27 protein-coding genes are annotated in these 24,887 nt (G+C 64.0%); 12 read left to right on the plus strand and 15 right to left on the minus strand.

The genetic code is table 11. The features are described from left to right. Nucleotides 1-17: 17 nt before the first annotated feature. The 4 genes from CGK93_RS01895 to CGK93_RS01910 form a co-directional block, all read right to left on the minus strand. A complete protein-coding gene (locus CGK93_RS01895) occupies nt 18-782 on the minus strand; it encodes a maleylpyruvate isomerase family mycothiol-dependent enzyme (protein WP_089593357.1) in 765 nt (254 codons plus the stop codon). Beyond that, the gene (locus tag CGK93_RS01900) at nt 782-1,618 is read right to left on the minus strand and encodes a fumarylacetoacetate hydrolase family protein (protein ID WP_089593358.1); all 837 of its coding nucleotides are present in this window, start codon (nt 1,616-1,618) and stop codon (nt 782-784) included. The genes CGK93_RS01895 and CGK93_RS01900 overlap by 1 nt, the downstream gene beginning before the upstream one ends. Next, on the minus strand, nt 1,619-2,764 hold the full coding sequence (locus CGK93_RS01905) for a cupin domain-containing protein (protein WP_089593359.1): 1,146 nt from the start codon (nt 2,762-2,764) through the stop codon (nt 1,619-1,621). 137 nt (nt 2,765-2,901) lie between these two features. Then, the gene (locus CGK93_RS01910; protein WP_089593360.1) at nt 2,902-3,717 is read right to left on the minus strand and encodes an IclR family transcriptional regulator; all 816 of its coding nucleotides are present in this window, start codon (nt 3,715-3,717) and stop codon (nt 2,902-2,904) included. A gap of 48 nt (nt 3,718-3,765) precedes the next feature. Between CGK93_RS01910 and CGK93_RS01915 the strand changes: the two genes are divergently transcribed. The 3 genes from CGK93_RS01915 to CGK93_RS01925 all read left to right on the plus strand — a co-directional run bounded on the left by CGK93_RS01915 (nt 3,766) and on the right by CGK93_RS01925 (nt 7,487). Further along, entirely contained in the window at nt 3,766-5,055 is a 1,290-nt protein-coding gene (locus CGK93_RS01915) for an MFS transporter (protein WP_089593361.1), read from the plus strand. Beyond that, nucleotides 5,048-6,298, plus strand: a complete 1,251-nt coding sequence (locus tag CGK93_RS01920; RefSeq protein WP_089593362.1) for an FAD-dependent oxidoreductase — start codon at nt 5,048-5,050, stop codon at nt 6,296-6,298. Before CGK93_RS01915 ends, CGK93_RS01920 begins: the two co-directional genes overlap by 8 nt. Before the next feature lie 79 nt (nt 6,299-6,377). Then, the gene (locus CGK93_RS01925) at nt 6,378-7,487 is read left to right on the plus strand and encodes a hypothetical protein (RefSeq protein ID WP_089593363.1); all 1,110 of its coding nucleotides are present in this window, start codon (nt 6,378-6,380) and stop codon (nt 7,485-7,487) included. A gap of 21 nt (nt 7,488-7,508) precedes the next feature. Here the strand turns inward: CGK93_RS01925 and CGK93_RS01930 are convergent, their stop codons facing one another. Next, a complete protein-coding gene (locus CGK93_RS01930; RefSeq protein WP_089593364.1) occupies nt 7,509-8,336 on the minus strand; it encodes a helix-turn-helix transcriptional regulator in 828 nt (275 codons plus the stop codon). Between the two features lie 86 nt (nt 8,337-8,422). On the opposite strand from CGK93_RS01930, the gene ilvD reads away from it, so the two are divergent. Beyond that, nucleotides 8,423-10,285, plus strand: coding sequence for a dihydroxy-acid dehydratase (gene ilvD / locus CGK93_RS01935; RefSeq protein ID WP_089593365.1), 1,863 nt, complete (start codon nt 8,423-8,425; stop codon nt 10,283-10,285). 128 nt (nt 10,286-10,413) lie between these two features. Here ilvD and hxlA read toward each other — a convergent pair whose 3' ends face one another. Both hxlA and hxlB read right to left on the minus strand, forming a co-directional pair. Next, the gene (hxlA, locus tag CGK93_RS01940; protein ID WP_089593366.1) at nt 10,414-11,037 is read right to left on the minus strand and encodes a 3-hexulose-6-phosphate synthase; all 624 of its coding nucleotides are present in this window, start codon (nt 11,035-11,037) and stop codon (nt 10,414-10,416) included. Between the two features lie 60 nt (nt 11,038-11,097). After that, nucleotides 11,098-11,613 (minus strand): 6-phospho-3-hexuloisomerase, encoded by a 516-nt coding sequence (hxlB, locus tag CGK93_RS01945; protein WP_089597107.1) that lies wholly within the window; start codon nt 11,611-11,613, stop codon nt 11,098-11,100. Nucleotides 11,614-11,831: 218 nt separating this feature from the next. On the opposite strand from hxlB, the gene CGK93_RS01950 reads away from it, so the two are divergent. Continuing rightward, nucleotides 11,832-13,121, plus strand: a complete 1,290-nt coding sequence (locus tag CGK93_RS01950) for a helix-turn-helix transcriptional regulator (protein ID WP_089593367.1) — start codon at nt 11,832-11,834, stop codon at nt 13,119-13,121. Nucleotides 13,122-13,283: 162 nt separating this feature from the next. Further along, a complete protein-coding gene (locus tag CGK93_RS01955; RefSeq protein WP_089593368.1) occupies nt 13,284-14,021 on the plus strand; it encodes a GAF and ANTAR domain-containing protein in 738 nt (245 codons plus the stop codon). Between the two features lie 20 nt (nt 14,022-14,041). On the opposite strand, the gene CGK93_RS01960 is transcribed toward CGK93_RS01955, so the two are convergent. Beyond that, a complete protein-coding gene (locus CGK93_RS01960) occupies nt 14,042-14,893 on the minus strand; it encodes a LysR family transcriptional regulator (RefSeq protein ID WP_089593369.1) in 852 nt (283 codons plus the stop codon). A gap of 85 nt (nt 14,894-14,978) precedes the next feature. Here CGK93_RS01960 and CGK93_RS01965 point away from each other — a divergent pair, with 85 nt between their 5' ends. After that, a complete protein-coding gene (locus CGK93_RS01965; protein WP_232481516.1) occupies nt 14,979-15,899 on the plus strand; it encodes an EamA family transporter in 921 nt (306 codons plus the stop codon). Between the two features lie 2 nt (nt 15,900-15,901). Here CGK93_RS01965 and CGK93_RS01970 read toward each other — a convergent pair whose 3' ends face one another. Both CGK93_RS01970 and CGK93_RS01975 read right to left on the minus strand, forming a co-directional pair. After that, on the minus strand, nt 15,902-16,207 hold the full coding sequence (locus tag CGK93_RS01970) for a hypothetical protein (protein ID WP_157731567.1): 306 nt from the start codon (nt 16,205-16,207) through the stop codon (nt 15,902-15,904). A gap of 96 nt (nt 16,208-16,303) precedes the next feature. Further along, nucleotides 16,304-17,020, minus strand: coding sequence for a hypothetical protein (locus tag CGK93_RS01975; protein WP_157731569.1), 717 nt, complete (start codon nt 17,018-17,020; stop codon nt 16,304-16,306). Between the two features lie 402 nt (nt 17,021-17,422). Here CGK93_RS01975 and CGK93_RS01980 point away from each other — a divergent pair, with 402 nt between their 5' ends. Both CGK93_RS01980 and glsA read left to right on the plus strand, forming a co-directional pair. Then, nucleotides 17,423-17,803, plus strand: coding sequence for an META domain-containing protein (locus tag CGK93_RS01980; RefSeq protein WP_089593372.1), 381 nt, complete (start codon nt 17,423-17,425; stop codon nt 17,801-17,803). 43 nt (nt 17,804-17,846) lie between these two features. Beyond that, entirely contained in the window at nt 17,847-18,869 is a 1,023-nt protein-coding gene (glsA, locus tag CGK93_RS01985) for a glutaminase A (RefSeq protein ID WP_089593373.1), read from the plus strand. 57 nt (nt 18,870-18,926) lie between these two features. Here glsA and CGK93_RS01990 read toward each other — a convergent pair whose 3' ends face one another. From CGK93_RS01990 to CGK93_RS23740, 3 genes are all read right to left on the minus strand, one after another. Continuing rightward, nucleotides 18,927-19,334, minus strand: coding sequence for a DUF6855 family protein (locus tag CGK93_RS01990; protein ID WP_089593374.1), 408 nt, complete (start codon nt 19,332-19,334; stop codon nt 18,927-18,929). Nucleotides 19,335-19,363: 29 nt separating this feature from the next. Beyond that, nucleotides 19,364-20,668: an MFS transporter gene (locus CGK93_RS01995; protein ID WP_089593375.1), complete on the minus strand. Its 1,305-nt coding sequence runs from the start codon at nt 20,666-20,668 to the stop codon at nt 19,364-19,366. 74 nt (nt 20,669-20,742) lie between these two features. Then, nucleotides 20,743-20,910: a hypothetical protein gene (locus CGK93_RS23740; RefSeq protein WP_198318328.1), complete on the minus strand. Its 168-nt coding sequence runs from the start codon at nt 20,908-20,910 to the stop codon at nt 20,743-20,745. A 198-nt stretch (nt 20,911-21,108) separates the two neighbouring features. On the opposite strand from CGK93_RS23740, the gene CGK93_RS02000 reads away from it, so the two are divergent. The 3 genes from CGK93_RS02000 to CGK93_RS02010 are packed head-to-tail and all read left to right on the plus strand — an operon-like array spanning nt 21,109 to nt 23,545. Continuing rightward, nucleotides 21,109-21,942, plus strand: coding sequence for a hypothetical protein (locus CGK93_RS02000; protein WP_089593376.1), 834 nt, complete (start codon nt 21,109-21,111; stop codon nt 21,940-21,942). Further along, nucleotides 21,926-22,675 carry a LamB/YcsF family protein gene (locus CGK93_RS02005; RefSeq protein WP_089593377.1) on the plus strand — a complete coding sequence of 250 codons (750 nt, stop codon included), beginning with the start codon at nt 21,926-21,928 and terminating at the stop codon, nt 22,673-22,675. Before CGK93_RS02000 ends, CGK93_RS02005 begins: the two co-directional genes overlap by 17 nt. Before the next feature lie 54 nt (nt 22,676-22,729). After that, a complete protein-coding gene (locus CGK93_RS02010) occupies nt 22,730-23,545 on the plus strand; it encodes a biotin-dependent carboxyltransferase family protein (protein ID WP_089593378.1) in 816 nt (271 codons plus the stop codon). A 46-nt stretch (nt 23,546-23,591) separates the two neighbouring features. On the opposite strand, the gene CGK93_RS02015 is transcribed toward CGK93_RS02010, so the two are convergent. Continuing rightward, a complete protein-coding gene (locus tag CGK93_RS02015) occupies nt 23,592-24,401 on the minus strand; it encodes an MBL fold metallo-hydrolase (RefSeq protein WP_089593379.1) in 810 nt (269 codons plus the stop codon). A 14-nt stretch (nt 24,402-24,415) separates the two neighbouring features. Beyond that, nucleotides 24,416-24,844 (minus strand): VOC family protein, encoded by a 429-nt coding sequence (locus tag CGK93_RS02020; protein ID WP_089593380.1) that lies wholly within the window; start codon nt 24,842-24,844, stop codon nt 24,416-24,418. Nucleotides 24,845-24,887: the final 43 nt, after the last annotated feature.

Genomic DNA, 24,887 nt, shown 5'->3' on the forward strand with positions numbered 1-24,887 from the left:
CGCCATGGGTGGGCTGGCTAAATCCACTTCGGGGCGGCCAGAACGGCACTTTCGGCACTGGGTCCGGTGGCCGTGACACCGGAGGTGCCGCGGCCGGTGGCCCATTCGACGACGGCGGGCAGGGGGCCGGTGATGAGCGTCGGGTCCGCGGCGCTGGTGTCGCCAAACGTGAGGCCTGCGCCGTTCCCGGCGGTGTCGGTGACGTTGATGAGGAGCCCGGTGTCGGTGCCGCGGGTTTTCCAGGCGCCTGTGATGTCTTTGAGCAGACGTTCGAGGACCGGGGCCGGGATGTCGTTGAACGTGGCTCCGTTGGCCAGGTCCACGGCGTGCACCCAGACTTCGCGGGTGCGCATCCACACTGTTTCCGACGCCGGGACTGTCCTCCCTTGCGCAGTGCGTACTTCGTTGGCCCAGTTCTCATCCGGGAGGTCGCGCCATTCGACGGACAGGTGCACCGCGGAATGGTCGAACAGGTTCCGCAGCGCAATCGGCGACAGGGTGGCGCCGAAGTTGATCTCGTGGTTCCGCGCGTCAGAAGAGGCATACATGGGTGTTTCAACGCCGGTGGCAGCCCATTCCACCAAGCGCGCGATCGCGCGGGCGTTGTACCCCACGTGCGCCACAACGTGCCGTCGGGTCCAGTCCGGAAGGAGGGTGCCGCCGTCGAGCTCTGCATCCGTGAGTTCGTTGAGCTTGCGGGCGAAGAACGCTGTGCCCCGCCGGGCCTGCAGGAGGTCTTCCTGGAGGCCCGGATCGGTGGCGAGATCGTGGCGGGCTGCCATCAGGCTTCCTTGACCACGCGGTTGTTCAGCTGGCCCAAGCCTTCGATGGTGGTGACCAGGAGCTGGCCTTCCTGCAGGTACCGCTTGGGGTCCTGGGCGTGGCCCACACCGCCGGGCGTGCCCGTGGCAATCACGTCCCCGGGGTTGAGCGTGATGATGGTGGAGATGTAGGAGACCAGGTACTCGGGGGTGAAGACGAGGTCGCCGGTGGGGGTGGACTGCTGGATTTCCCCGTCCACGGCGGAGGTCATGAGTGGCCCGGCGGTGAATTCATCCCTGGTGACCAGAGCCGGGCCGAACGGGGTGGAGTTCTCCCACGTCTTACCCTGGAGCCACTGGATGGTGCGGAACTGGTAGTCGCGCATGCTGATGTCGTTCAGGACCGCGTACCCGGCGATGTGGTCCGCGGCTTCAGCTTCGGCGATGCGGCGGCCCTTCTTGCCGATGATCACGGCGAGTTCGGCTTCCCAGTCCACGGTGTCCGATTCTTGGGGCAACGGCAGGTCGTCGTTCGGGCCGATCAGGGATTCCTGGTACTTCGCGAACAAGGTGGGGTACTCGGGAATCTCCCTGCCCATCTCCTTGATGTGGTTGCGGTAGTTGTGGCCCACGCAGATGATCTTCCCCGGTGCGGGCACGACGGCGGCGAGGTCCGCGCCGTCGAGCGCGTGCGTTGCGCCGTTGGCCGCCTTCGCCTTTTCCTCCCAGGCGGGGTCGGCCAGCAGCGCGCCGACATCGGTGAAACCGGGGATCTCAGTGAGGGTCTCGCCGTCCTGGCGGACGGCTACGCTGCCTTTGCCGGTGGCGGTTTCGAGGCGGAGGGTGAGGAGTCTCATTTACTTTCGTCCTTCGGTGTAGCTGCGGTTGAAGTTCAGTCGTTCAAAGATGGGGGCGTCGCTGAAGCGGAAAAGATCAAAGTCTGTTTGTGTAACAGCGTCGGCGTCCGCCGTCAGGGACCATTCCTGCCAGGACGGGACCACGAACAGGTCACCCTTGGCCAGCTGCTTGGTCTCGCCGTTCAACACCACAGTGCCGGTGCCCTCGAAGACCTGCCAGACACTGGAACCGACCTCGCGGAGCGGCTCGGTGGTGGCGCCCGCGCGGAGGCGGTGGAACTCGGCCCGGATGGTGGGCATGACGTCCCCGCCGGTGGTCGGGTTCGAGTACCGGACAGCGGCGTGGCCCTGGGACACAGTGGCAGGGTGGCCCTCGTCTTCCAGCAACAGTTGCTCGCGGAGGGCTGCGTCGGTGTGTTCCCAGCGGTACGCGGCGATGGGGGAGTTGGTGGTGTCATCGAGACCGGACAGGGGTCGCAGGCCCGGGTGCGCCCAAAGCCGTTCGGAACGGGAAATGTCCGGGGTCGCTTCATCAGTGACACGTTCGGTGCCAAACTCGAAGAACCCGGCATCGGCATAGTGCACGAACGGGATGTCCAGGCCGTCGATCCACGCCATCGGCTGGTCGGTGTCATTGTGATGGCCGTGGAAGTTCCAGCCCGGGGTGAGCAGGAAATCACCGCGACGCATCGCCACCGGATCCCCGTTCACCACCGTCCACACACCCTCGCCCTCAACGACGAAGCGGAACGCGTTCTGGGAATGGCGGTGCTCCGGAGCAACCTCATGGGCGCCCAGGTACTGGATGGCGGCCCACAACGTCGGTGTCGCGTACGGTGTGCCCGCCAGGCCCGGGTTGGCGAGAGCAATCGCGCGGCGTTCCCCACCCCGGCCCACGGGAACAAGGTCACCGGCACGGGCGGCCAACGGGTATAGGTCGTTCCAGCGCCACACATGCGGAACGGCCTTCGGGGTGGGGGCCATCGGCATCAATTCACCGATCTCCGTCCACAACGGGATCAGGTTCTCTGTGTCGAAGTCCTTGTAGAGCTGCTCCAACTGGGCGGCTTCCTCCGGAGTGGGCTCCGGTAAGGCGTGGCTGGCGGCCACAGATTCATGAGTCGTGTTCTCGGCGCTGATGGACACGTAGGCCTCCTGGATAGGGTCCGAACAGTTCGTTGGCGTAGTTCGACCCTAGGGATGCTTGATCATCAGTCCGAGAAAATTCTGCTCTACAGAATTGATGAACGACGCGGTGGAGGCTGCTTGACCTGATGCGCTGCTCAGTCGGTGGGGTTCGCCGCTATGTCTACCTCCAACTGCCGGCAGGTTTCGCGCATCGCGGTGACCAGGCCGGCGTCGAACACCTTACGGAATCGTGTGGCAGGCGTGGCGACGCTGAGCGCCCCCACCACCGAGCCGTGCCCGTTATGCAGGGCCATGCCCAAGGCGCTGACACCCTCCTCGGTTCCCTCAAAATTGGCAGCAAACCCGTTGCTCCTGGTGGTTTCCAGTTCGCGGAGAAAGGCCGGGAATTCTTTGTCCGGGATGGTGTCTCCGCCGATCTCCGCGTTATGGCTTCGGAACAGTTGCTCGATCATCACGGGCTCCAGTTCTGCAAGCATCGCTTTTCCGCCGGAGGTCCTGTTTGCGGGCATGACGGTGCCTTGGCGGTCGCCCACGCGCAGCACGTTGCTGCCCTCCACGGTGGACAGGAAACGGACCTTGGTACCCACGCGGACCATGAGGTTGACGGTCTCGTTGAGTTGACCGGAAAGAAGTTCCATGTGCGGCTGGGCGAGGTCGCGGAGCAGCCGCGTCCAGCTCAGGCCGGCGGGGCCGACACCCATCGCAGGGCCCGGAACGTAGCGGCGGTTCTCGTCCTGAACGGCGAATCCACGGTAAACCAGCATCGCCAAAAGGCGGTGGGCCGTTGACGGGGCAACGCCCAACTCCGCGGCGGCGTCCTTGAGCCGGAGTGCGCCGCCATCTCGTAGCAACTGCAGGAGTTGGAGGGCGTTATCCACGGCTTCAATGGAGTAGGTAGGCCGTTTCTGTACCGGCTTACGGCTGGACGTGGAAGTCGGATTATTCTGCACAACAGAATTCTATGGTGCTCTATTGCCGATGGACAGGACAGTGGTGGGATGAATCACACACTTCCCGCTGCAGCGTCGCAACGGACCACCGCCGGTGTTGACGGCCAAACCCCGCGCTTTTCCAAAGGGTCGGCCCTGGCCGTCCTGGTCTGCTGGCTGCTGGTGGTCTTCGACGGCTATGACCTCATCGTGTACGGCACCGTGCAATCGTCCCTGATCTCCGACACCGGGTGGGGGCTCACCAAAGCAACGGCGGGCACCATCGGTTCCATGGCGTTCCTGGGAATGATGATCGGCGCCATCTTCGCCGGCCGCATGGCTGATTCCTGGGGCAGGCGTAAGACCATCCTTGGATGCGCGGTTCTGTTTTCCGTCTTCACCGTTCTCTGTGCATTTGCTCCCAACGCCGCGATCTTCGGTGCCCTCCGGCTGCTGGCGGGAATTGGCCTGGGCGGTCTGGTGCCCTCAGCCAATGCACTGGTTGCCGAACTGGTCCCTGCAAAGTGGCGTTCCACCATTGCAACGTTAATGATGTCCGGTGTACCGATCGGCGGGTCCATTGCTGCGCTGGTGGGGATTCCCATGATTCCAGCCTTCGGGTGGCAGGCGATGTTCCTGGTGGCCGTCCTGGCGCTGGTGATCGTAGTGCCTCTGGGTATGAAGTACATCCCTGAGACACTGCCGCCGGGCAAGGCCTCGGGGACCCCCCAGTCCCAGGGCCCCAAACCCGGCTTTGGATCCCTCCTGCGCGCGCCTTACCTCGGCGTCAGCGTACTGTTCGCCTTGGCCACCATCGCCACCCTTTTCGCCTGGTACGGCTTGGGAACCTGGCTGCCCAACCTCATGCAACTGGCCGGCTACAACCTCGGCTCGGCGCTGACGTTCGCACTGGCCCTGAATCTCGGAGCCGTTGCCGGATCGGTGATTACCGCGTGGGCCGGCACGCGCTTCGGCCCGATTCCGACGGCGATAGCGGCAGCCGCTGTGGCCGCCGTCGGGCTTCTGGTTCTCTTGACCGGGCCTTCAGTGGCCGTGGTGTACCTCGCCCTGGTGCTGGCCGGCGTCGGAACGCACGGCACGCAGTGCCTGATCATCGCCGCGGTGGCCAGCCACTATCCCGATCATCTGCGCGGAACCGCACTTGGCTGGGCGCTGGGCACCGGCCGCATTGGCGCCGTCATCGCACCCCAGGTGGGTGGGCTCCTGCTGGCAGCCGGGCTGGGCGTCAACTCCAACTTCCTCGCGTTCGCCGGCGCCGCCGCCCTCGCAGCGGTCCTTCTGGCCGCCGTCGGACTCAACATCAAATCAAAGATCTCCCAAGGAGCAAACAATGTCTGAGTACACCACGTCCACTGATGTCCTGGTTGTGGGAGGGGGAATGGCCGGGCTGGCCGGCGCATTGGCCCTCCGCGAAAACGGTGCGAACGTCACGCTGGTGGAACGCGCACCCGAATTCGGTGAGGTGGGAGCCGGCCTGCAGATGGCGCCGAACGCCTCGCGGGTGCTGAAGCGGTGGGGCTTGCTGGAGAAGGCGCTTGCGGTCGGTGTGCAGCCCAAGCATCTGGTATTCCGCGACGCGACCACCGGTGAAGAGCTGACGCGCCAGTCGCTCTGCGGGGAGTTCGAGGAACGCTACGGCGCCCCGTATGTGGTGATCCACCGCAGCGACCTGCACCGCGTGCTCCTGGAAGGATGCGAAGCGGCGGGCGTGAAACTGGTCAACGACGTCATGGTGGACAGCGTGGAAACCGTGAACGGCCGCGGCGTGGTGCACACAGCAACTGGTGTGGACTATGAAGCAGATGTGGTGATCGGCGCCGACGGGCTGAAGTCCACGTTGCGGCCGCAGGTGGCATCCGATGAGCCTGTCTCCTCCGCCTACGTTGCTTACCGCGGCACCGTCCCCATTACCCCTGAGACCCCGGCAGCCGACCTCGAGGACGTGGTGGTCTACCTCGGCCCCGACGTCCACTTGGTGCAGTACCCCCTGCGGAAGGGCGAACTGCTGAACACCGTGGCCGTCTTCAAATCGCCGTCATTTGAGCGCGGTGAAGAGCAGTATGGGGGAGTGGACGAGCTCCAGGCCGCCTACAAGGACTGCGTTCCCGCCGTGCAGGCAGCCCTTGCGAACCTCGGCACGGGCATCCGCTGGCCCATGTACGATCGCGATCCGATCGAAAACTGGATTGCCGGCCGCATGGTCCTGATGGGCGACGCCGCCCACCCCATGCTGCAGTACCTCGCCCAAGGCGCCTGCCAGGCACTCGAGGACGCCGCCGTGCTGCAGGACGTCAGCGCCGGCACGGTCTTCACAGCCGACGGCGTCAATCCGGATGCGTGGGATGAGGCAATTGCCGCGTTCAACACCGTCCGCGCAGCCCGCACTGCCCGCGTCCAGCGCACCGCCCGTGTGTGGGGCGAATCCTGGCACGTCTCCGGACTGGCCCGGACGCTGCGAAACCTGCTCTTCAAGAGCCGCAAGGACAACGATTTCCAGTACAACGACTGGCTCTACGGTCAAACCGGTGAAGGCTTGCCGGCACCGGAGGCGCCACGGGTTGCCAGCCAGCTGCCTGCCTGACGCTTGGCGGCTTTTGCATGCCCGCTTTCGATGTCTCTCCCGTCGCCTACGATGACAACACCGGCGAAGGAGGAAATGTATGGGCACCATGGATGAGCTGATCAATTCCACGGTGGTGACCGAGCTGCGTTCCCTACTCATGAGCGTCGGTCCCGGCATTGAGCTGCCAACACTGGAGCGCTCACATGGCGCCCTTGATGGGCAACGGCTCCGGCAGCGGGTGGATGTAGTGAGGGATGCCCTCCTTCAGGACTTACCGGCGGGATCCTCCGATGTTCAGAGGATCATGCTCGATGCTCTCGATGACCCCCGGTTTACGGGATGGATGGTCTGGCCGGCCACCGAAGTCGTGGCCGCCAGGGCGCTTCAATCGGGGTCGCTGACCGACTTTGACGCTGCGCTCACGGTCCTGTCCCGCCTGACTGGGAGGCTCACGGCAGAGTTCGCTATCCGCGACCTCATAGCTGCCCGGCCGGAACGTGCCATTGCGACGATGCAAACCTGGACGAATCACAACGACGAACACGTCCGCCGCCTCGCAACGGAGGGCTCCCGCGCCTACCTGCCATGGGCTAAGCGAGTACCTTGGCTGGTGGCCAATCCCGCGGCGACGCAGGGAATCCTCGATGCCACCTACCGGGATCCCACCGAATATGTCCGACGTTCCGCAGCGAACCATCTGAACGACCTGAGCCGGATCGATCCGCTGCTGGTGCTGGCCACTGCGCACCGTTGGACCGGAAAACCTGATGACACCACTCCAAAGGTCATCCGTCATGGACTCAGGACCCTGGTAAAGAAAGGCAATCCGGAAGCGCTCGCCCTTCTGGGCTACACCGGCGGCCAGCTCGTCGTCAGGGAGCCCCACATTTTCCACACGGCAGTCGCATGGGACGGAACAGTGGAATTTTCGGCCGAGGTTGTCAATGAAGGCTTTCAGCCTGCCACCGTGGCCATTGACTATTCCATCGGCTTCCAGCGGGCCAACGGCACGGTAAGCGCCAAAACCTTCAAGCTCGCCTCCCGTCTGATTCCGCCCGGTGAGACCATTACTGTCACCAAAAAACACTCGTTCCGCCCCATCACAACCCGTTCCTATTACCCGGGGCAGCACCACGTAGTGGTCCAGGCAAACGGTGTCGCGTCGACGCCTGCGCACTTCGTCCTGGACAAGCAGGAGCTCAGCTGAACCAGGTGCCCGGCACCGGCTTCAGGTCCCCATCAGCCGCTGCATCTGCTCCCCGGCGTCGCTCCCGGGCGCGGGCGTGTAGACCACGATGTGCAGGTCCGGCCGGTCCGACGGCGAGACCTGGTGGTGTTCCAGATGCAGCACGCCAACAGCAGGGTGGTGGAACTGGCGCTCACGGGATTCGAAGCCCAGGATGTCGTACCGGTCCCAGCTTTCCTGGAACTCGGGGCTGGCTTCCTTGAGCCGGCCCACCTGGTACTCCACATCGGGGTCACCCAGACGTTGTCCTGTCTCGGCCCTGAATTCAGCCAAAAAGCGTTTGCTCGTGACGTCCCAATCCGGGAGGAGGTCACGGATATAGGGGTCGGTGAAGACGAGCCACAGCAGGTTCCTGTCGACGGCGTCGAACGTGCCGATGTTGGGGTACAGCGCCTCGTAAGCGCGGTTCCAGCCGGCAATGCCCCAGTCGGGGGACAGTGCGTAGGAAGGGTTGGGATCCAGCGCGTCCAGGAGACGCTGCACATGCGCGGGAGCGTCCGCGGCGACCGGACCGGCCGGTGGAGCGGAGGAGTAGCCGCCCAGGGACAGCACGTAGCTCATCCCGGTGTCGGACAAATGCAGCGTGCGGGCCACCGCTTCCAGCACCTGCCGCGACGGGCTGATGTCACGGCCCTGCTCCAGCCAGGTGTACCAGGTGACGCTGACTCCGGAGAGGAAGGCGATCTCTTCACGGCGCAAGCCGCGCTCGCGGGAACGTCCCACAGGCGGCAGCCCATAGTCCGAGCGAAGGGCTTGGTTGCGGCGGGTCCTGAGGAAGAGTCCCAGTTCCTTGCGTCTCTCATCTTTCACGAACCCAACACTATTACTCTGGTACTTTCACTACTAGTAGCAGCACCGTCTTCCACCCGCTGTAGAACAACAGCAGGATGGTACTTATGCCTGCACTTCGCTCCAGAACAGTTACCCACGGCCGCAACATGGCCGGCGCCCGCGCACTGCTGCGCGCCTCCGGCGTCGCCAACACCGACATCGGCAAGCCGATCATCGCCGTGGCCAACTCCTTCACCGAATTTGTCCCCGGCCACACCCACCTGGCCCCCGTGGGCAGGATCGTCTCCGACGCGATCCTCGCCGCCGGCGCTGTTCCGCGCGAATTCAACACCATCGCCGTGGATGACGGCATCGCCATGGGCCACTCCGGCATGCTGTACTCCCTGCCGTCCCGGGACCTGATCGCGGACTCCGTGGAGTACATGGTCAACGCACACTGCGCCGATGCCCTGGTCTGCATCTCCAACTGCGACAAGATCACCCCGGGCATGCTGATGGCCGCCCTGCGCCTGAATATCCCCGTAGTGTTCGTCTCCGGCGGCCCCATGGAAGCCGGCCGCGTGACCCTGACCGACGGTTCCGTGCGTTCCCTGGACCTGGTGAACGCGATTGCCGACGCCGTGGACGAGTCCATCTCTGATGAAGACATCAACCTCATCGAAGAGAACGCCTGCCCCACTTGTGGCTCCTGCTCCGGCATGTTCACCGCCAACTCCATGAACTGCCTCGCCGAGGCGATCGGCCTGGCCCTCCCGGGCAACGGCTCCGTGCTGGCGACCCACACCGCCCGCAAGGCGCTGTACGAGAAAGCCGGCGCCACCGTCGTCGAGCTCGTCAAGCGCTATTACGACGGCGACGACGACTCCGTGCTGCCGCGCTCCATCGCCACTGCCGAGGCTTTCGATAACGCCATGGCGCTGGACATCTCCATGGGCGGCTCCACCAACACCATCCTGCACCTGCTGGCTGCAGCCCAGGAAGCGGGCGTGGAGTACGGCCTGGCCGAAATGGACGCCAAGTCCCGCCAAGTGCCGTGCCTGGCCAAGGTGGCCCCGAACGTCGCTGGGGACAAGACGTATTACATGGAGGACGTGCACCGGGCCGGCGGCATCCCCGCCCTGCTGGGTGAGCTGAACCGCGGTGGCCTCCTGCACAAGAACGTCCACTCCGTGCACTCCAACGATCTTGATGGCTGGCTGGACGACTGGGACATCCGCGGCGGCAAGGCCACCCACGAGGCCCAGGCATTGTGGCACGCGGCCCCCGGTGGCGTCCGGTCCTCCACGGCGTTCTCGCAGTCGAACCAGTGGACCACCCTGGACACTGACGCTGAGGGCGGCTGCATCCGTTCCGTGGAGCACGCTTTTTCCAAGGACGGAGGCTTGGCGGTGCTGCGCGGCAACGTCGCAGTGGACGGTGCCGTGGTCAAGACCGCAGGCGTGGACGAGTCCATCTGGATCTTCGAAGGCCCCGCCGTTGTGTGCGAATCCCAGGACGAAGCCGTGGAAAAGATCCTGAACAAGTCCATCAAGGAAGGCGACGTGGTGGTCATCCGCTACGAAGGCCCCCGAGGCGGCCCGGGTATGCAGGAAATGCTCTACCCAACCTCGTTCCTCAAGGGCCGCGGCCTGGGCAAAAAGTGCGCCCTCATCACGGACGGCCGCTTCTCCGGCGGCACCTCAGGCCTGTCGATCGGGCACATTTCCCCGGAGGCTGCCTCCGGCGGCGCCATCGCCCTGGTGGAGGACGGCGACATCATCAGCATCGACATCACGCAGCGCTCCCTCCAATTGCAGGTCTCGGACGAGATTCTCGCTGAACGCCGCGAAAAACTCGAAGTCAACGGTGGCTACAAGCCGAAGGACCGCGAACGCCACGTGTCTCCCGCGTTGCGCGCCTACGCCGCCATGGCACTGTCCGCGGATAAGGGCGCCGTCCGCGACGTCTCCCTGGTGGAGAACCTCTAAAGGTCCCGTCGTCAGCGAAAGCCGCCTGCCGCCGTCGTGCTTCACTGAGGTACGACGGCGGTGCGGCGCCAACACAAACGTCGACCTGCCCGTATGGGCAGGTCGACGTCTTGCGGTTGGGGGCTGAACTAGTTGATGGCTGCCTTCAGTTCCTTGGCTGCCACTTCGGGATCTGCAGCGCTGTAGATGGCGCTGCCTGCAACGGCGACGTCGGCGCCTGCCAGCTGGACTGCTGCGATGGTTCCAGCGTTCACGCCGCCGGCCACTGAGAACGGGACGCGTGCTTCCTCGCCAGCGTTAAGCAGGGTGCGCAGGTTGTATCCGGGCTGCGCCTGCTCATCCAGGCCCGCGTGGAACTCGACGAACTTGGCGCCCAGCGCACGGGCTTCCTTGGCGCGGGAAACCTTGTCCGCCACACCAATCAGGTCCACCACGATGCCCTTGTTGTGGGCCTTTGCGGCCTTGACCGCGCCGGCAATGGTGGAGTCGTCGGCCGTGCCCAGAACGGAAACCAGGTCCGCTCCGGCGTTGAACGCGATGTCGGCTTCGAGCTCGCCGGCATCCATGGTCTTCATATCGGCGAAAACGATTTTGGTGGGGTGGGCTTCCTTGATGGCGGTGACGGCGGAGAGACCGGCGGCCTTGATCAGCGGCGTGCCGAGTTCGATGATGTCCACGTGCTCGGCCACTTTGCCGGCCAGTTCAAGGGCGTCCTCGACGGTGAGGAGATCCAGTGCTACCTGAAGTTTCATGGGGTTTTTCTTTCTTTCGGAGGGTTTGCTTTGGAACGGTGGTACGGGCTTTGGGGCGGGCTACTCGAGGTTGGCGTGGCGCAGCCAGAGTTGCTCGGCAGGCTCGTCGGTGTTCTCCCAGAGGGTTTGGAACACTGCCTCGGTGGCGAGGAAAAGGGATTGCTCGAACAGGCTGCCGGAGTACTGGCGGGAAAGGCTGGAGCCATGATCGGTCTTTTGGGCGGCGGGAATGATCACCAACGCATCGGCCAGGCCGGCCAGGGGTGATCCCGGGTTGGTGGTCACCGCAGCGACGTCCGCGCCGGCGGCTATGGCTGTTTCGGCTGCCTTGACCACGCCGGAGGTGGTCCCTGAGCCGGAGGCCACCACAAGGAGGTCGCCGGAGGCGATGGCAGGTGTTGTGGTGTCCCCAGCGACGTGGACCGTCAGGCCCAGATGCATGAGGCGCATGGCTGCCATGCGGAGAACCAGCCCGCTGCGGCCTGCCCCGGCGAGGAAGACCCGTTCCGCCCTGTGGATTCTTTCGGCGAGGACTGCCAACTGACGGACGTCGATCGCGTTGGTGGTGCCCACCATCTCGCCCTGGATCAGGGACAGGTTGAGGGCGGCCTGGGCCGGTGCTTGGCTCAGGGCGGCCTTTTCTTCGACAGCGTCCACACTTTCTCCTTCAGTTGCCGTGAATGTCTTCCCTTCCAGCTTGGTGCACTTCACGGGTGGGGGTAACGCTGTTTTGGGACGGCTTTTACTACCCCTTTGGGTAGTGCCCGCCCGTCACTGGCACGTATGCTGGGCCGATGCAGAACTGGGACCTACTTCACTCCGTCAGCGACCTCGCTGCCGCGCCTCTGAACCGCATCGCAGAAAGCCTCCGTCAGGCCACGCTCCCGTTCCTGGCAAGCAGCGCCTTGGTCATCTTCACCGAGGACTGCACCGGCCGGCCCCAGAAAAAGGCGGGCGATGAAGGCGTCGTCAGCCGTGTTTCCATCGCAGAATTGGACCGGCTAAGGTCGGCGATGCCGGGGGAGGATCCGTGGCGGACTTCTGCGGTCATCGCCGGTGAGGAGCGGGAGGTACTCGCCCTGGGCTACGCGCCCAGCCAAGCGCTGCTGGTCTTGACAGACCCGTCCGTGACTGCCGTGACTGCGGGGCTGGAAGGACCGGCAGGATCGGAAGCACTAGAGGAGGCTCTCCGGCTTCTGACCTACCTTTGGCGATTAACTGCCCGACGCATCCAGGAGAAAGTAACCGACGCGCCGCCGTCGTACCTTTTGGAATCGCGGGCCGCATCCGCTGAGCGGATCCGTGTGACCGCCGAGTTGGTAGACCAGCACTCCACCACGCTCGAAACCCTGCTCGCGGCCCTGCGGTCGACGTCAATGAACGACGCCGCGGCGCGCGCCACCGTGACCGACCTCGCCGTCAAAGCCCTGGTGGATCTGCGAACCCTCAGCGACCGCACCAGCGACCTGGTGGAGGAACCGGTAGTGACGGCTTTCGAACGGCTGCGCGAGGACCTCCGGCCCCTGATGCACTTCAGCAATATCGACATCCAGTTCATCGAACCGCCCGCCAACGGGCGTGCACTCCCAGGCGAAGTGGCCCATGCCGCGCGTGCCGTTGTCCGCGGGCTGGTCCTGGCCATCGCGGAGCAACCGGATGTCCGGAGGGTCCGTGCGCAGTGGGATTGCGATGGCGAGAACCTGTTGATCAACGTGCGCGACGACGGGCTGGGCGCACTCTCACCGGATTCGCCCAGCATCGCCCGGCTGCAACAGCGGGTGCAGGCCGTTGACGGGCGGATGGCCCTTGAAGTGATGCAAGGCTGGGGCGCGGACATTTCCGTGGTGCTGCCGCTGGATCCACCGCCGGCACCCGGCAGTGACGTGGCCGTCTGGGATCTGGCACCCCGCGAGCTGGAGGTCCTGCAACTGCTCACCGCTGGGCAGCGGAACCGGAGCATCGCCGGTGCCCTGCACATCAGTGAAAACACAGTGAAGTTCCACATCCGAAATCTCTTCCGGAAACTCGACGTGCGTTCCAGGGCTGAGGCAATTGCCTTGGCGCACTCGGCGGGGCTGCGGTAACGGCCACATGGAGTCCCTTGTGGGCTATCTTGTAACTCCGCCCTGGATGAAATCCTCGCCGCTCCGCCGCCGGCGTGAGACTGCCAGAGCTCCTGATGGGCTCCGTCTACTAGTTACCGGAAGCACGTGACGGGAGGCCCAACACTTCCTACGATTAGGCCTATGGAACCCAATGGGAGTGCCGAACACATCCGAAGCCTGCACGAGTTGGTGGTCGGCAGCTCGGATATCCATGCCATCCTCAACGGTGTGACCGGATTCGCGTCCGATGCGATGAGCAAAGTGGCTGGTGAAAATATCGACTGTGCACTCACGCTGCGCCGCCGCAAGCGCACCGCCACCGTTGCGGGCAGCAGTGCGAGGGCGGTCCATCTGGACAAGATCGAACAGGCTCTTGGGCAGGGCCCTTGCCTGGAAGCGCTGGATGCGGGCCATCCGGTCCTGCTGGCAGACGTTGCCACCGACACCAGCTGGCCGGAGTACAGCCGGGCCTTGGCTGCTGAGGGTATTCACTCCGCCTTGGGCGTGCCCATGGACCTCGGCGAAACATCCCAGGCGGTCATCAACTTCTTTGCCCCCAATGCCGGCACTTTCACGCAAGCTGTGATCGACGAAGCTGCCGCTTTTACGGAGGTCACCGGCAGTACCTTGCGTCTTGCCATCCGGATCGAAACCGTGGAGCAACTCAACGCGGACCTGAAAACAGCAATGTCTTCCAGAACTGTCATTGACCTGGCATGTGGCGTCATCATGGCCCAGAGCCGTTGCACCCAGGACGAAGCCTTCGAGTTCCTGACCAAAGCTTCCAGCCACAGGAACCAGAAACTGCATGCCGTCGCATCGGACATCATCGCGCACTTAAGTGGCAGCACCGAAAACCACTTGCGGTTCGAGGACTGAAGCGTGTTTGGTGGACTGCATTAGCCGTACAACCCCATCAGCAGCTCCACAATCTGCTCCCGCCCGCGGGGCGGATCCTTCCTGGACCACGCCGCGTACACAGGAACCGGTGGTGCGTCCCGGACGGGGCGGTAGGTGACGCCCCGTCGCCGATATTGGTGTGCGGTGGATTCCGCGGTGATGCCTCGGGCTTTACCGCTGCCGATGAGCGTCAACCAGTCGTCAACGTCCTGGGTGGGGACAACTTCTGGCGGCCCGGCATCCTCAGGCCAAAGCTCCAGCGTGGTGCTTCCCGTCCGCAGATCCATTGCCACGGGCTTTTGCGCGATCTGTGCCAGTGTCACCGACCTCTTCGGCGCCAACACATCATCCGACGCCATGGCGCAGTAGCGTTTTTCGGCACTGATCCGGACATGCTCGACGGCGGCCGCTTCAGATAGGCGGCGGAGGATGGCAAGGTCGGTGCTTCCGTCAGCGAGGCCGGCGGTAGGTGTGTTGGACCGGACCAGTTGGAGCTCGGTGGAGGGGAAGGCGACAGCCCATCGCCGCTGGAATTCGGTGGTGTGCTCGCCCAAAGCCGACCAAGCGTAGCCGATCCGGACCTTTCCCGTGCCTGTTCCGGCGTCGCGTTCCAGATCTGCCAGGAGGGCTAGGATCCGCCGTGCCTTGGCCACAGCGCGCTCGCCGGCGGTGGTGAGGCGGGCGCTCCTGGTGGTTCGTTCCACGAGCCTGATACCCAAGGTCTGTTCCAACCCTGCGATGTTGCGTGACACCGCTGCTTGGGACATGCGCAACTCTATGGCGGCATCGGTGAAGGTGCCTTCGTCCACCACTGCCACCAAGCAGCGAAGCTGCCTCAGCTCAACGTCCATGTGCCCATCCTATTCATGCACTCAGCGTATAAATAGTGGCATCCATGCATTTAGGGGATGAACGGCCGAAGCGCAGAATTTCCCCATGATCGAGACCATGGGAGTGAGTGCAGCCAGCCCGCAGCCGTCCAGGAGAGCCGGTGGAGCGGCCACCCTCGTCGCCAGTGCACTGTCCAATCAGCTGGGTGCCGCAACTGGCTCCCTCGCCTTCCCTGTCATGGGCCCGGTTGGCGTGGTGGCGGTTCGACAACTGGTAGCGGCCATAGTGCTGTTGCCGCTGGTCCGGCCCCGGCTGCGCGAACTGGGGTGGTCCCAGTGGTGGCCCATTCTCCTTCTCGCTGTGTCCTTCGGGGCCATGAATCTTGGCCTGTACGCGTCCATTCAAAGGATTGGCCTCGGCTTGGCGGTGACGCTGGAGTTCCTGGGGCCGCTTGCCGTGGCGCTGACCAGCTCGCGACGGAAAGGCAGTGCCCTCTGCGCAGTGGCGGCAGCTGCGGGCGTCATCGCCATAACGCAACCCCAGGCATCCATGGACTTCACGGGCATTGGGCTTGGTCTCATTGCTGCCTGCAGCTGGGCGGCCTACATTCTCCTCAACCGGACCGTCGGCCGACGCGTTCAGGGCATTCAAGGGACGGCGGCCGCAACAGGGGTGTCCGCCACGCTGTTCCTGCCCGTCGCCGTCGTGATTTTCATGAGTCAGCCTGTAGACGGGTTTTCGGTCCTGTGCGCAGTGGGTGCCGGGATTCTGGCGTCCGTGCTCCCATACGTGGCAGACCTGATCGCTCTGCGGAGGGTTCCTGCCCATCTGTTCGGCGTGCTCATGAGCATCAACCCCGTGTTTGCTGCGTTGATCGGAGCCGTCGCCCTGCACGAGGAACTTGCCGTGGGTCAATGGGCCGGCATTGGATTGATCGTCGCGGCCAACGCTGCCGTGCTGTTGCTGGGCAGACATGTGAAACCGCGTGGGAGTCACAAGGAGAAAAGCCACGACGCCGGCGGCTGAGTCTAAGCGGCTTCGTCGCTCCGGGTACGCGGCGGCGGCAGGCGCCCCGCACCGCCGTCGGGCCTCTTGCGTTGGAAGGGGATGGAGCCGGGAGCAGCAGGCGCGGTGGTATTTTCGAGCGTCTTTTTCGTCCGTGGCCGGGCCATCAGCAGCGCGGCGAAAGGTGCCAACAACAGCAGGAGGGTCACCGCGCCCACCCCGGCCACGCCGGCCAGGAAGACCAATCCCGCCATGAACAAGAGGTGGATATCCGGTGCGTCGGTAAACGCAAGGGAGGCCGTCATGGCCATTCCGTTTGGTGACTTCACATCGTGCTCCTGGGCGCATCCGTTGGGTGTTTTTCCGTCTACTGATATGTGGGCGGGTCACCGGAAATGTGATGCGATTTCAGGAGGCGGTGTTGTTCAGGGTTGGCGCAAAGGCATGTCCTTGGCCAGTTTTACGACGATCTTCTTGTCGTTACCCGGATCCATGGGGTCGTACCAGAGGGTGGTGTCCTGGCCGTCCACTACAGGCTCTGCGGCTGTGATCAGCAGTGCCCTTTGGACCCAGCGTTGGACCCCGCTCAGGTCATGGAACGTAAACGTGACAGTGGTGAGGATCTTCGAGCTGTCGCTGAACGAGAGGTAGCCCTTGTCGGTGACTCTGGCGGACGTCATGGTGCCAGTGCTCATTACTTCCGCCTCCCGTCGGGCGGCGCTCCTGCGGGCCCTTGCGCCGATGATTCCCAGGCTGCCGAGGAACAGGAAGATGGCCAGGCACCCGGCGGCCACCCACGTGAGTATCGGCGGATAGTTCAGTTGGACCGCGGCGGCTCCCACACCAAGCGTGGCACCAAGCCATGCCAGGGTTCCGCCCAGTGTCAGCCCGAGATTGCTGCTCCTGATGGCCACCGCAGTCCACGCGATGGAGCTCAGGACGAGGAGGGGGATGCTCGCAATGATGGCGGTCATGGCGAGGGCCGGAGGCTCGACGTCTTCCAGTACTGCCAGATGAGGCCAGCCGTAGCCTGCTGCGAGTCCGCCGATGAACTGGAAGCCCAGCGGCAGCGCAAGGCGGACCGGACCAGGGCGTTTGTTGGCGCGGAGTTTCCTGGCGGCGATCGGATCTACGGTGCTCATGGAGCCCATTAAACCGTGCAGGTGGAAGCGACGGGGCTCAGTCCTGCAAATGCTGTTGTGGCGGCCGGAATCATCAAGGCCAAATATTTCTCCAAACGCCGCGTCACGTTTCCGCAGGTCAACGCACATATTGAGTGCCCATGTCGTTGAACCGCGGACTGCGCCGTTGCCCTTTTCGGCTGCGTTGCGGTTCACCGACGGAGTTGGCAGCGATGGGTGTGGCGGGTTCTGGGGCCCGCCCGGGGCGCCGTCGCTGCGTAAACCGGGCTAGTGCGGTCGGTCGTCTGAGTCGCGACCGGCCGCACGATCCGGTGAACAGCAGCATGGTGAGCGCACCGGAAGCCCACTGTCAGCGGGTCCGGACTATGGTGCATGGTCCTGCGGTGAACCTAGACTGACCGCATGGCGCAGACCCAGACCCGCACTGTCCGCGTTGTTTCCCTGGCATTCGTAGCTTCTGCCTTCCTGGCGGGCTGCGCGGGAAGCGGCACCAGCCCGTTCGTCGGAATCTGGGGTGATGCCAGCGACGCCAAACAACCATCCCTTGACATGAAGTCCGACGGCAGTGCCACCGGAACGGATGGCTGCAACAGGCTCGTCGGCTCCTGGAAAGAGGACGGAAAAACCGTATCGTTCGGAGGTTTCTCGTCTACTCGGATGGCATGCCAAGGCGTTGACACGTGGCTCTCGAACGCTGCCACCGCCAAGATCCAGGAAGACGGAAAACTGGCTGTTTTCGGCCAAGGCGGGGATCAGCTCGGCACACTCGCTGCCGGCAAGTAGCCCCCAGCGACAAAGAGTCATCAACGGATATTTGGGGGGAACCGTGTTGGATTTACGTGGTGAGGGTGTGGAACAGGCCGTTTCTACGGGAACTTTGCCCGGTTGGCAGCAAGTTGATTCGCTGGTGGCCGCGTCGCATGAGCGGAACCGTGCATGCAGCGAAGGCGCGGTGGCGGACTACATTCCTGCCCTTGCCCAGACCGATCCGGAGCTTTTCGGTGTCTGCGTGGTTGAGGTGGACGGCGGAGTGCATGTGGCCGGTGACTCTGATGTGAAGTTCTCCATCCAGTCCATCTCCAAAGCGTTCGTCTACGCACTGGTGTGTGAAGCGTTCGGGCACGCTGCCGTAGCTGAGCTGGTGGGGGTGAACAACACCGGTTTGGCGTTCAACTCGGTGATGGCGATCGAACTCAACAATGGTCATCCCATGAACCCCATGGTCAACGCCGGGGCCTTGGCCACCACCGCGCTGATGCCCGGCAGGACGCCGGATGAGCAGTGGGCCGCCATCCATTCGGGGTTGTCCGCTTTCGCGGGCGGCGACCTGGTGCTGGATGAAGAGGTCTACGCGTCCGAGGCCGCCACGAACACCCGCAACAGTGCCATTGCCCGCCTCCTGGAGAGCTACGGCAGGATGGGGCGTGATCCATTGGACGTGGTGGATGTCTACACCAGGCAGTGCTCCCTGCTGGTCAGTGCCCGCGATCTCGCCATCATGGGCGCCACACTTGCAGACGGCGGGGTCAACCCGGTGACGGGCAAACGCGTAGTCTCGGCGGACGTATGCCGGGATACCTTGGCGGTTCTTGCAGCCAATGGACTGTACGAGCGGTCAGGGGAGTGGTTGTTCGAAATCGGACTCCCCGGCAAGTCAGGGGTGTCCGGTGGCCTGCTGACGGTCTCACCCGGTAAGGCCGGAATTGGAGCCTTCTCGCCACGGCTGGACACCGCGGGAAACAGCGTGCGCGGCCAGCAGGCCACTGCGTATCTCTCCCGCGTCCTCGGTCTGAACATCTTCGCTTCACAAGCGCACGTACCGGACGAAAAATCCACGATTGTCCCCTAGTACAGCTAGTACAGCTAGTACAGCAGCGGTGGCGTGGGGTGGGGCGCACTGGGCACGCTACGTTCCAGTGGCCCGCATGCTGTTGTTCCGCTTCTCATGCGTCAGTTCAGCCAAACCGAGGGCCTCCAGCAGAGGAGGCATGTACATTCCGAACCGGCCACGGTAGCCCTTGCGAAGTCCGTACCAGCCACCCACGGGATTGTCGGCGCTCCGGCCCCACGCTTCGACGGTTCCAGGAGCGGCGTCTTTGCCCTCGTCGGCGGCGCCAAGAGGTACCCAATCGCCTTGCTCCAGCAGCCAGGCGTGGAGGTCCTCGATTCCGCGGAGTTGGTAGAGCAACGTGGTGGATCCCACGCGGCAAACCAGAGTCGGGGGATCAGCGGCCTCGTCCTTATACATGGTGTAGTCGGAGGATCCCGGCGGAGTGGTGAGCTGCCACGGATCGTCTTTGGTACCTGCGGCCATGGTGTGTCCTTCCTGGGGTGGTGCCCACGCTACACAGCGTCGGGCTGAGTGTCTGCAGTCTCAGCATCGGAGGCACCCGAGGTCAAGGGATTCTGGATCTCATCCGTCATCATGCGTGCCACGAAGAGGGCAACAAAAGCCATGATGGGGCACGCCAACCCGCCGACGAAAAAGATCAGCCAGATCGGAACCACCTCCGCGATGGGGCCGGCGAGGGCCATGGAGACGGGCATCAGGGCCAAGGAAACAAAGAAGTCAAGGCTGGAAATCCGGCCCAGCAGATGCCGTGGCACGCGCCGCTGCAGCAACGTTCCCCAGATGACGGTGCCGATCCCCTCGGTGACTCCGAAGATCAGCATGGCAGCGCCGAGCATCCAAAAGCTGTTCATGAATCCAATGGCCGCCACGGGCAGGCTGCCGAGGCCCCACGTCAGCACCATGACTGTGAGGTAGCGGCGGGGGAGACGAAGGGATGCCGTTGCCAGGGCGGCGATGGCGCTTCCTACGCCCATGATGGCCAGCAGGAACCCGAACATCCTCGAGTCGCCGCCCAGTTGGTCCTGGACCACGAACGGCAGCAGGACCTCGATGGGCCCGATGAGGAACAGCACGGACAGGCAGGCCCAGATCAGGGTCCACAGCAGCCAAGGGGTGCGGATGGTGTAGCTGAACCCTTCCGCGAGGTCCTTGAAGAGGGACGACTTCGCTGGTGTCCCATCGGTACCAACCGCGTCCACCCCCAGAGTTTGCCGGCTCAGGAAGTTCACGATTCCGAATGCCAGCAAATGACATACGGCAACACCCGCCACAGCGTGTGCCGGTGACAGTGCTGCCACCAGGATTCCGGCAAGTGCCGGGCCCGCTGCCTGTTGCAGGACCGGCCGCACGGTGCCCTCCAATCCATTGGCGGCCAGGAGGTCGTCGGCAGGCAGGATACGCGGCAGGATTGCCGAGTACGCAGGGAAGAAGAACGCCTGCCCCACCCCCAGGACGAAAGCACCGATGGCCAAGTGCCACAGCTGAAGGACGTCAAGCATGGCCAGCGCCGTGATGGTCGCGATGACTGCCAGGTTGGCGCCTTCCACCGCAATGATCAGGAGCCGTTGAGGGAGTCTGTCGGCCGCAATGCCTCCGGCCAGCACGAAACCCACCAGGCCCAGGCTGGCAGCAGTGGCCACCAGTGACAGTTCCAACGGGCCGCCGCCGAGGTGGATCACTTCATAGACCATCGCCACTGCCCACATGCCCGATCCAAAAATGGAAATGGACAGCGCGGAAATCAGCACCCGGAATTCCCGGTGCGCAAACGGACGCAGCGCTCTTAACGCAGCCATTTCACCAGCCTAGACCTGGGAGTTGGCGCTGTGGAAGGCGCGCCTGCCGATGGCGCGTGCGGTAGGAACCTGGGTTATGAAGCGCCCGACGGCGGTGCGTCGTCGTCGTCGATGTCCGGGCCTTCCGCCGGATCCTGGCTGTGGATGCCGGTATCGTGCGAAATCCAGCCTTCCGTTTCACCCTCCGCCGGGGCGTCGGTGTGGTGTCGGATGACGTGTTCGTTCTTTTCCGAGGCGTTCATAACGGATACTTCCTGCCCTGGGTGGACTGCTTCCGTGAGTGCCCTCAGTCTACGCCGTGGCAGCTCTGCTGGGACGTCCGCTGTGCGCGGAATAGTATCCACATAGCGCCCCGGGGAGGTCTCGCAGGTCAGGGGTGTGGCATAGGCTGAATCCAGCAGTTCCCAGTATGACGACCCAGCTGCCAAGGAGAGGTGAAGATGCCCAAGCGACCCAACCCGGCGGTGAAAATCGCCCAAGAGACAGCCCATAACGCAGTCTTCGATCAGGAAGGCAACACCAAGCCCGGCGTCCATAATGTCCTGCTGAAGGCCGTCGAAGTCCAGCGCCCCTTGGTGCTGGCCAACCTGCGCAGGCTGCAGCGCAGACACCCGAATGACACCCCGGCCCAGCTCGCAGCGAAACTTGAGCGCCACTACTTGCTCGCCATCTCCGGTGGAGGTGCAGCGGTGGGTGCAACGGCCGTCGTTCCTGGCATCGGAACCGCAGCGTCCCTGGGACTTTCCGCGCTCGCCACCGTGGGCTTCCTGGAGACCACAGCGCTCTATGCATCGTCCTTGGCGGAGCTCCACGGCATCCGGCTCACTGATCCCGTGCGTGCACAAACCATGGTCATGGCCATCATGCTGGGCGAGGAAGGAACGTCCATGCTCGGGGCGCTGAGTGGCCAGTCGCTCGGCCGCGGCAAGGGCGTCACCAACGCATGGGGCAGGACCCTTACCAAGAAGATTCCGGGAAGCGGCTTTGGTGTCATCCGCGACTCCATCCAGCGGGCCTTCCTCAAAAACCTTGTGAAGCGCCAAGGGACCGCGTTCCTGGGCCGTGCTTTGCCGTTCGGCGTGGGCGCAGTGGTGGGTGGTGCCGGCAACCTCATGATGGGCCGCGCCGTGGTTTCCACCGCGAAGGAAGCCTTCGGTCCGCTGCCGGACACCGTCCCGGGTGAGCTGCTCCCCAATGCACCAAAGAATGCCGTCGTTCCCGAAGCGGCCGAAACCCTCACGCTGGAAGGCGGTAACAGTGGACCTGAACGCTGATCTCGGGGAGTCTTTCGGCTCCTGGTCCATGGGTGACGACGCCACGATGTTCCGTATCGTGAGCAGTGCCAACGTGGCCTGTGGCTTCCACGCCGGTGATCCCCTCACCATGTTGGACAGCTGCCGGGCGGCGTTTGAACTGGATGTCCGCGTAGGAGCGCATGTGGGCTACCGGGACTTGGCGGGCTTCGGCCGGCGTTCCCTGGACATGACCTTCGACGAACTCTTCGGCGACGTTCTGTATCAACTCGGCGCCCTCGATGGGATGGCCCACGCTGTGGGAGCGTCGGTGGATTACGTGAAGCCGCATGGCGCGCTCTACAACCGGATTGTCCGTGATGCCGAGCAGGCCGAGGCCGTAGTCGCGGCCGTCCACGCCTACGATCCCGGGCTGCCCGTGCTTGGCTTGCCGGGCTCCGAATGGCTGAAGCTCGCAGAAGAATCCGGTCATCCAGTATTCCGCGAGGCGTTCGTGGACCGTGCCTACCTTCCGGACGGCACACTTGTACCCCGTACCCAGGACGGCGCAGTGCTGCATGACCCCGCTGCTGTGGTGGCTCAGGCCGTGAGGCTGGCAACGCGCAAGGAAATCCTGGCCATCGACGGAACTGTCGTCCCTGTAGTGGCTGATTCCTTGTGCATTCACGGAGACACGCCGGGGGCTGTCACCATGGCCGCTGCTGTCCGGGAAGGTCTTGAGCAGGCCGGAGTGCAGATTGAGGCGTTCGCGTAGACCTGATGCTGCGTAGGCCACGTTCTGCTGGTTCGTGAAGGAGGAGTTTGCCGGATGAGTGCAGTGGTGGTGGTCCCCGGAACGCTGACGCTTGCCCTCAAGCCCGATCAAGCCCTGGATCGGAGGTCCCTGCACCTGGCCAACGCCTTGCTGGGAAATCCTGAACATGCGGCTGGACTCGAGGTGCTGGTGGGCGGCCTGAAGCTGAGATTCGTGACCGGTTCGGCTGTGGCTGTCACCGGCGCCGAGGGTGTGGTGACGCTCAACGGCTCAGAATTTCCGCTGAACAAAGCGGTCAGGGTAGCTCCCGGAGCAGTGTTGGACTTCGGCCCGGCGTTGTTTGGGATCCGTTATTACGTAGGGGTCCAAGGTGGTGTGTCGGCGCCGCCCGGCGAAGCGCTGTCCACCGGTGCGTCCGTAACGTTCGGAAAGCCACACGGCCAAGGTGTCCCTGAGGTCACCCACCCCGCCCGGCGGGCACTGGATCCCGAGAGACCGGTAGTTGCCAGGGTTTCACGTATGCCAGAGGGGCCGGACGACCCGCAGGCCCGGAATATCGACGCCGGCACGTGGCTTCGGTTGACCACGGAACCGTGGACTCTCTCGCCGAAATCGGACCGCGTGGGTGCGCGATTGCTGGGTCGGCCGCTTGAGGTTGGACAAACGCCTCAAGCTGCCGAAACCCAAGCAGCCCATCCTCAACCGCTGGCCTTGGGCGCAGTGGTGCTGCCGCCGTCGGGCCTTCCCGTCATTGCGTTGGCCGGTCGTCCGGCAGCGGCCAAATCGCCGGTGATTGCCGTGGTGCGCGACGAAGACCTGGACCTGATCGGCCAAGCAAGGCCAGGGCAGATGGTGCACTTGCTCGGCTGAGAAAAAGCGGGGTCGATTTTCTCAAGAACGGCATTTCATGAGAATCTCAGCCCCGCCGTTTTTCGGCCAGTCGCTGCACCTGCCACCCATGGACGTCGGCCAGCCACTCCAACGGAGCGGACGGGCCAACCCTCGGGTCTTCGGCCTCACGGTCATCTTTCAGCGCCTGCACGTAGGCGCGATCCAGAGCAATGCGTTCCCGCAACTGCCCAGCCTGGCCCACTGAGCCGTGGCCCGGGACGACGGCAACAACATCGCCGGCCACGGAATCGAAGAGCCGCAACGCTTGAAGGTAGTCATTGAGGGGATCTGCTGCCTCGAGGTCGAGGAACGGCATCAGGATGTCGGACAGCATGTCGCCGGCTACCAGGACACCGGTCCCCTCGATCAGGAGCGCTGCGTGGCCAGGGGCGTGGGCTTGATGCTCCAGAATGCGGACGGTGGGTCCTTCCCACGGGATCCTTACAGTGTCGGCAGGCAGCCCCGAAATGAGGCCGAGCAGCTCCATCGGGATCTCCTCGGCATGCTCCGGAGGCAACCCTTCGGCTACCTGTTCCTTCCAGTCAGCAGCGGCCAGGACCGACTGGATGGAGGCCGCGCAGCGCGCCGTGCCGTAGCGGGGCGGGTTGCCGAAGTCCGGGTGCCAGAGCACGTGATCCCAATCTGGGTGGGTGGAGAATCCCGCCACCACAGGCTGGCCCAACTCGCGGAGGTCGTCCGCGATGGCGGCCATTTCGTTGACCGTAATGCCGGGATCGATCAGCAGGACACCGTCCCGACCCTGCACCACCGTGCAGTTGCTCTGGATGAATTCGCTCTCGTGAACCAGAACGCCCTCCGCGACGCGAGTCAGCATGGAAGTGCCTCCCTTTAGAGTTTCTGCGCCAGCATGACCAGGATCCCGCTGGGCCCGCGGAGGTAGGTGAGCTTGTAGGCGTCACCATAGGTAGCAACGCCGCGCAGGGGGTGGCATCCGTGCTTGGCGGCGATCTCCAAGGCTTGATCGATATCGTCCACCGAGAAAGCAACCCGGTGCATGCCGATCTCGTTGGGAAGGGTGGGGTTTGTCTCGATCGCGTCAGGGTGGAGGTATTCGAAAAGCTCCAGTTGGCCGTTGCCATCCGGAGTCTGGAGCACCGCAATCTTTGCGTGGTTGCCGTCCAGCCCAACTGCCGTATCGGCCCACTCACCGCTGACCGTGTCACGGCCCAGCACGGTGAGGCCGAGATCCGTGAAGAAGGCGATGGTTTCTTCAAGATCCCGGACAGCGATACCAACGTTTTCAAGTTTGATCGGCATGCGTTGAAGGTACCAAGGCCCACGGGATAGCTCCAGAGCGCCG

The organism is Arthrobacter sp. YN, from assembly GCF_002224285.1.
In the GTDB taxonomy this organism is placed as follows: domain Bacteria; phylum Actinomycetota; class Actinomycetes; order Actinomycetales; family Micrococcaceae; genus Arthrobacter.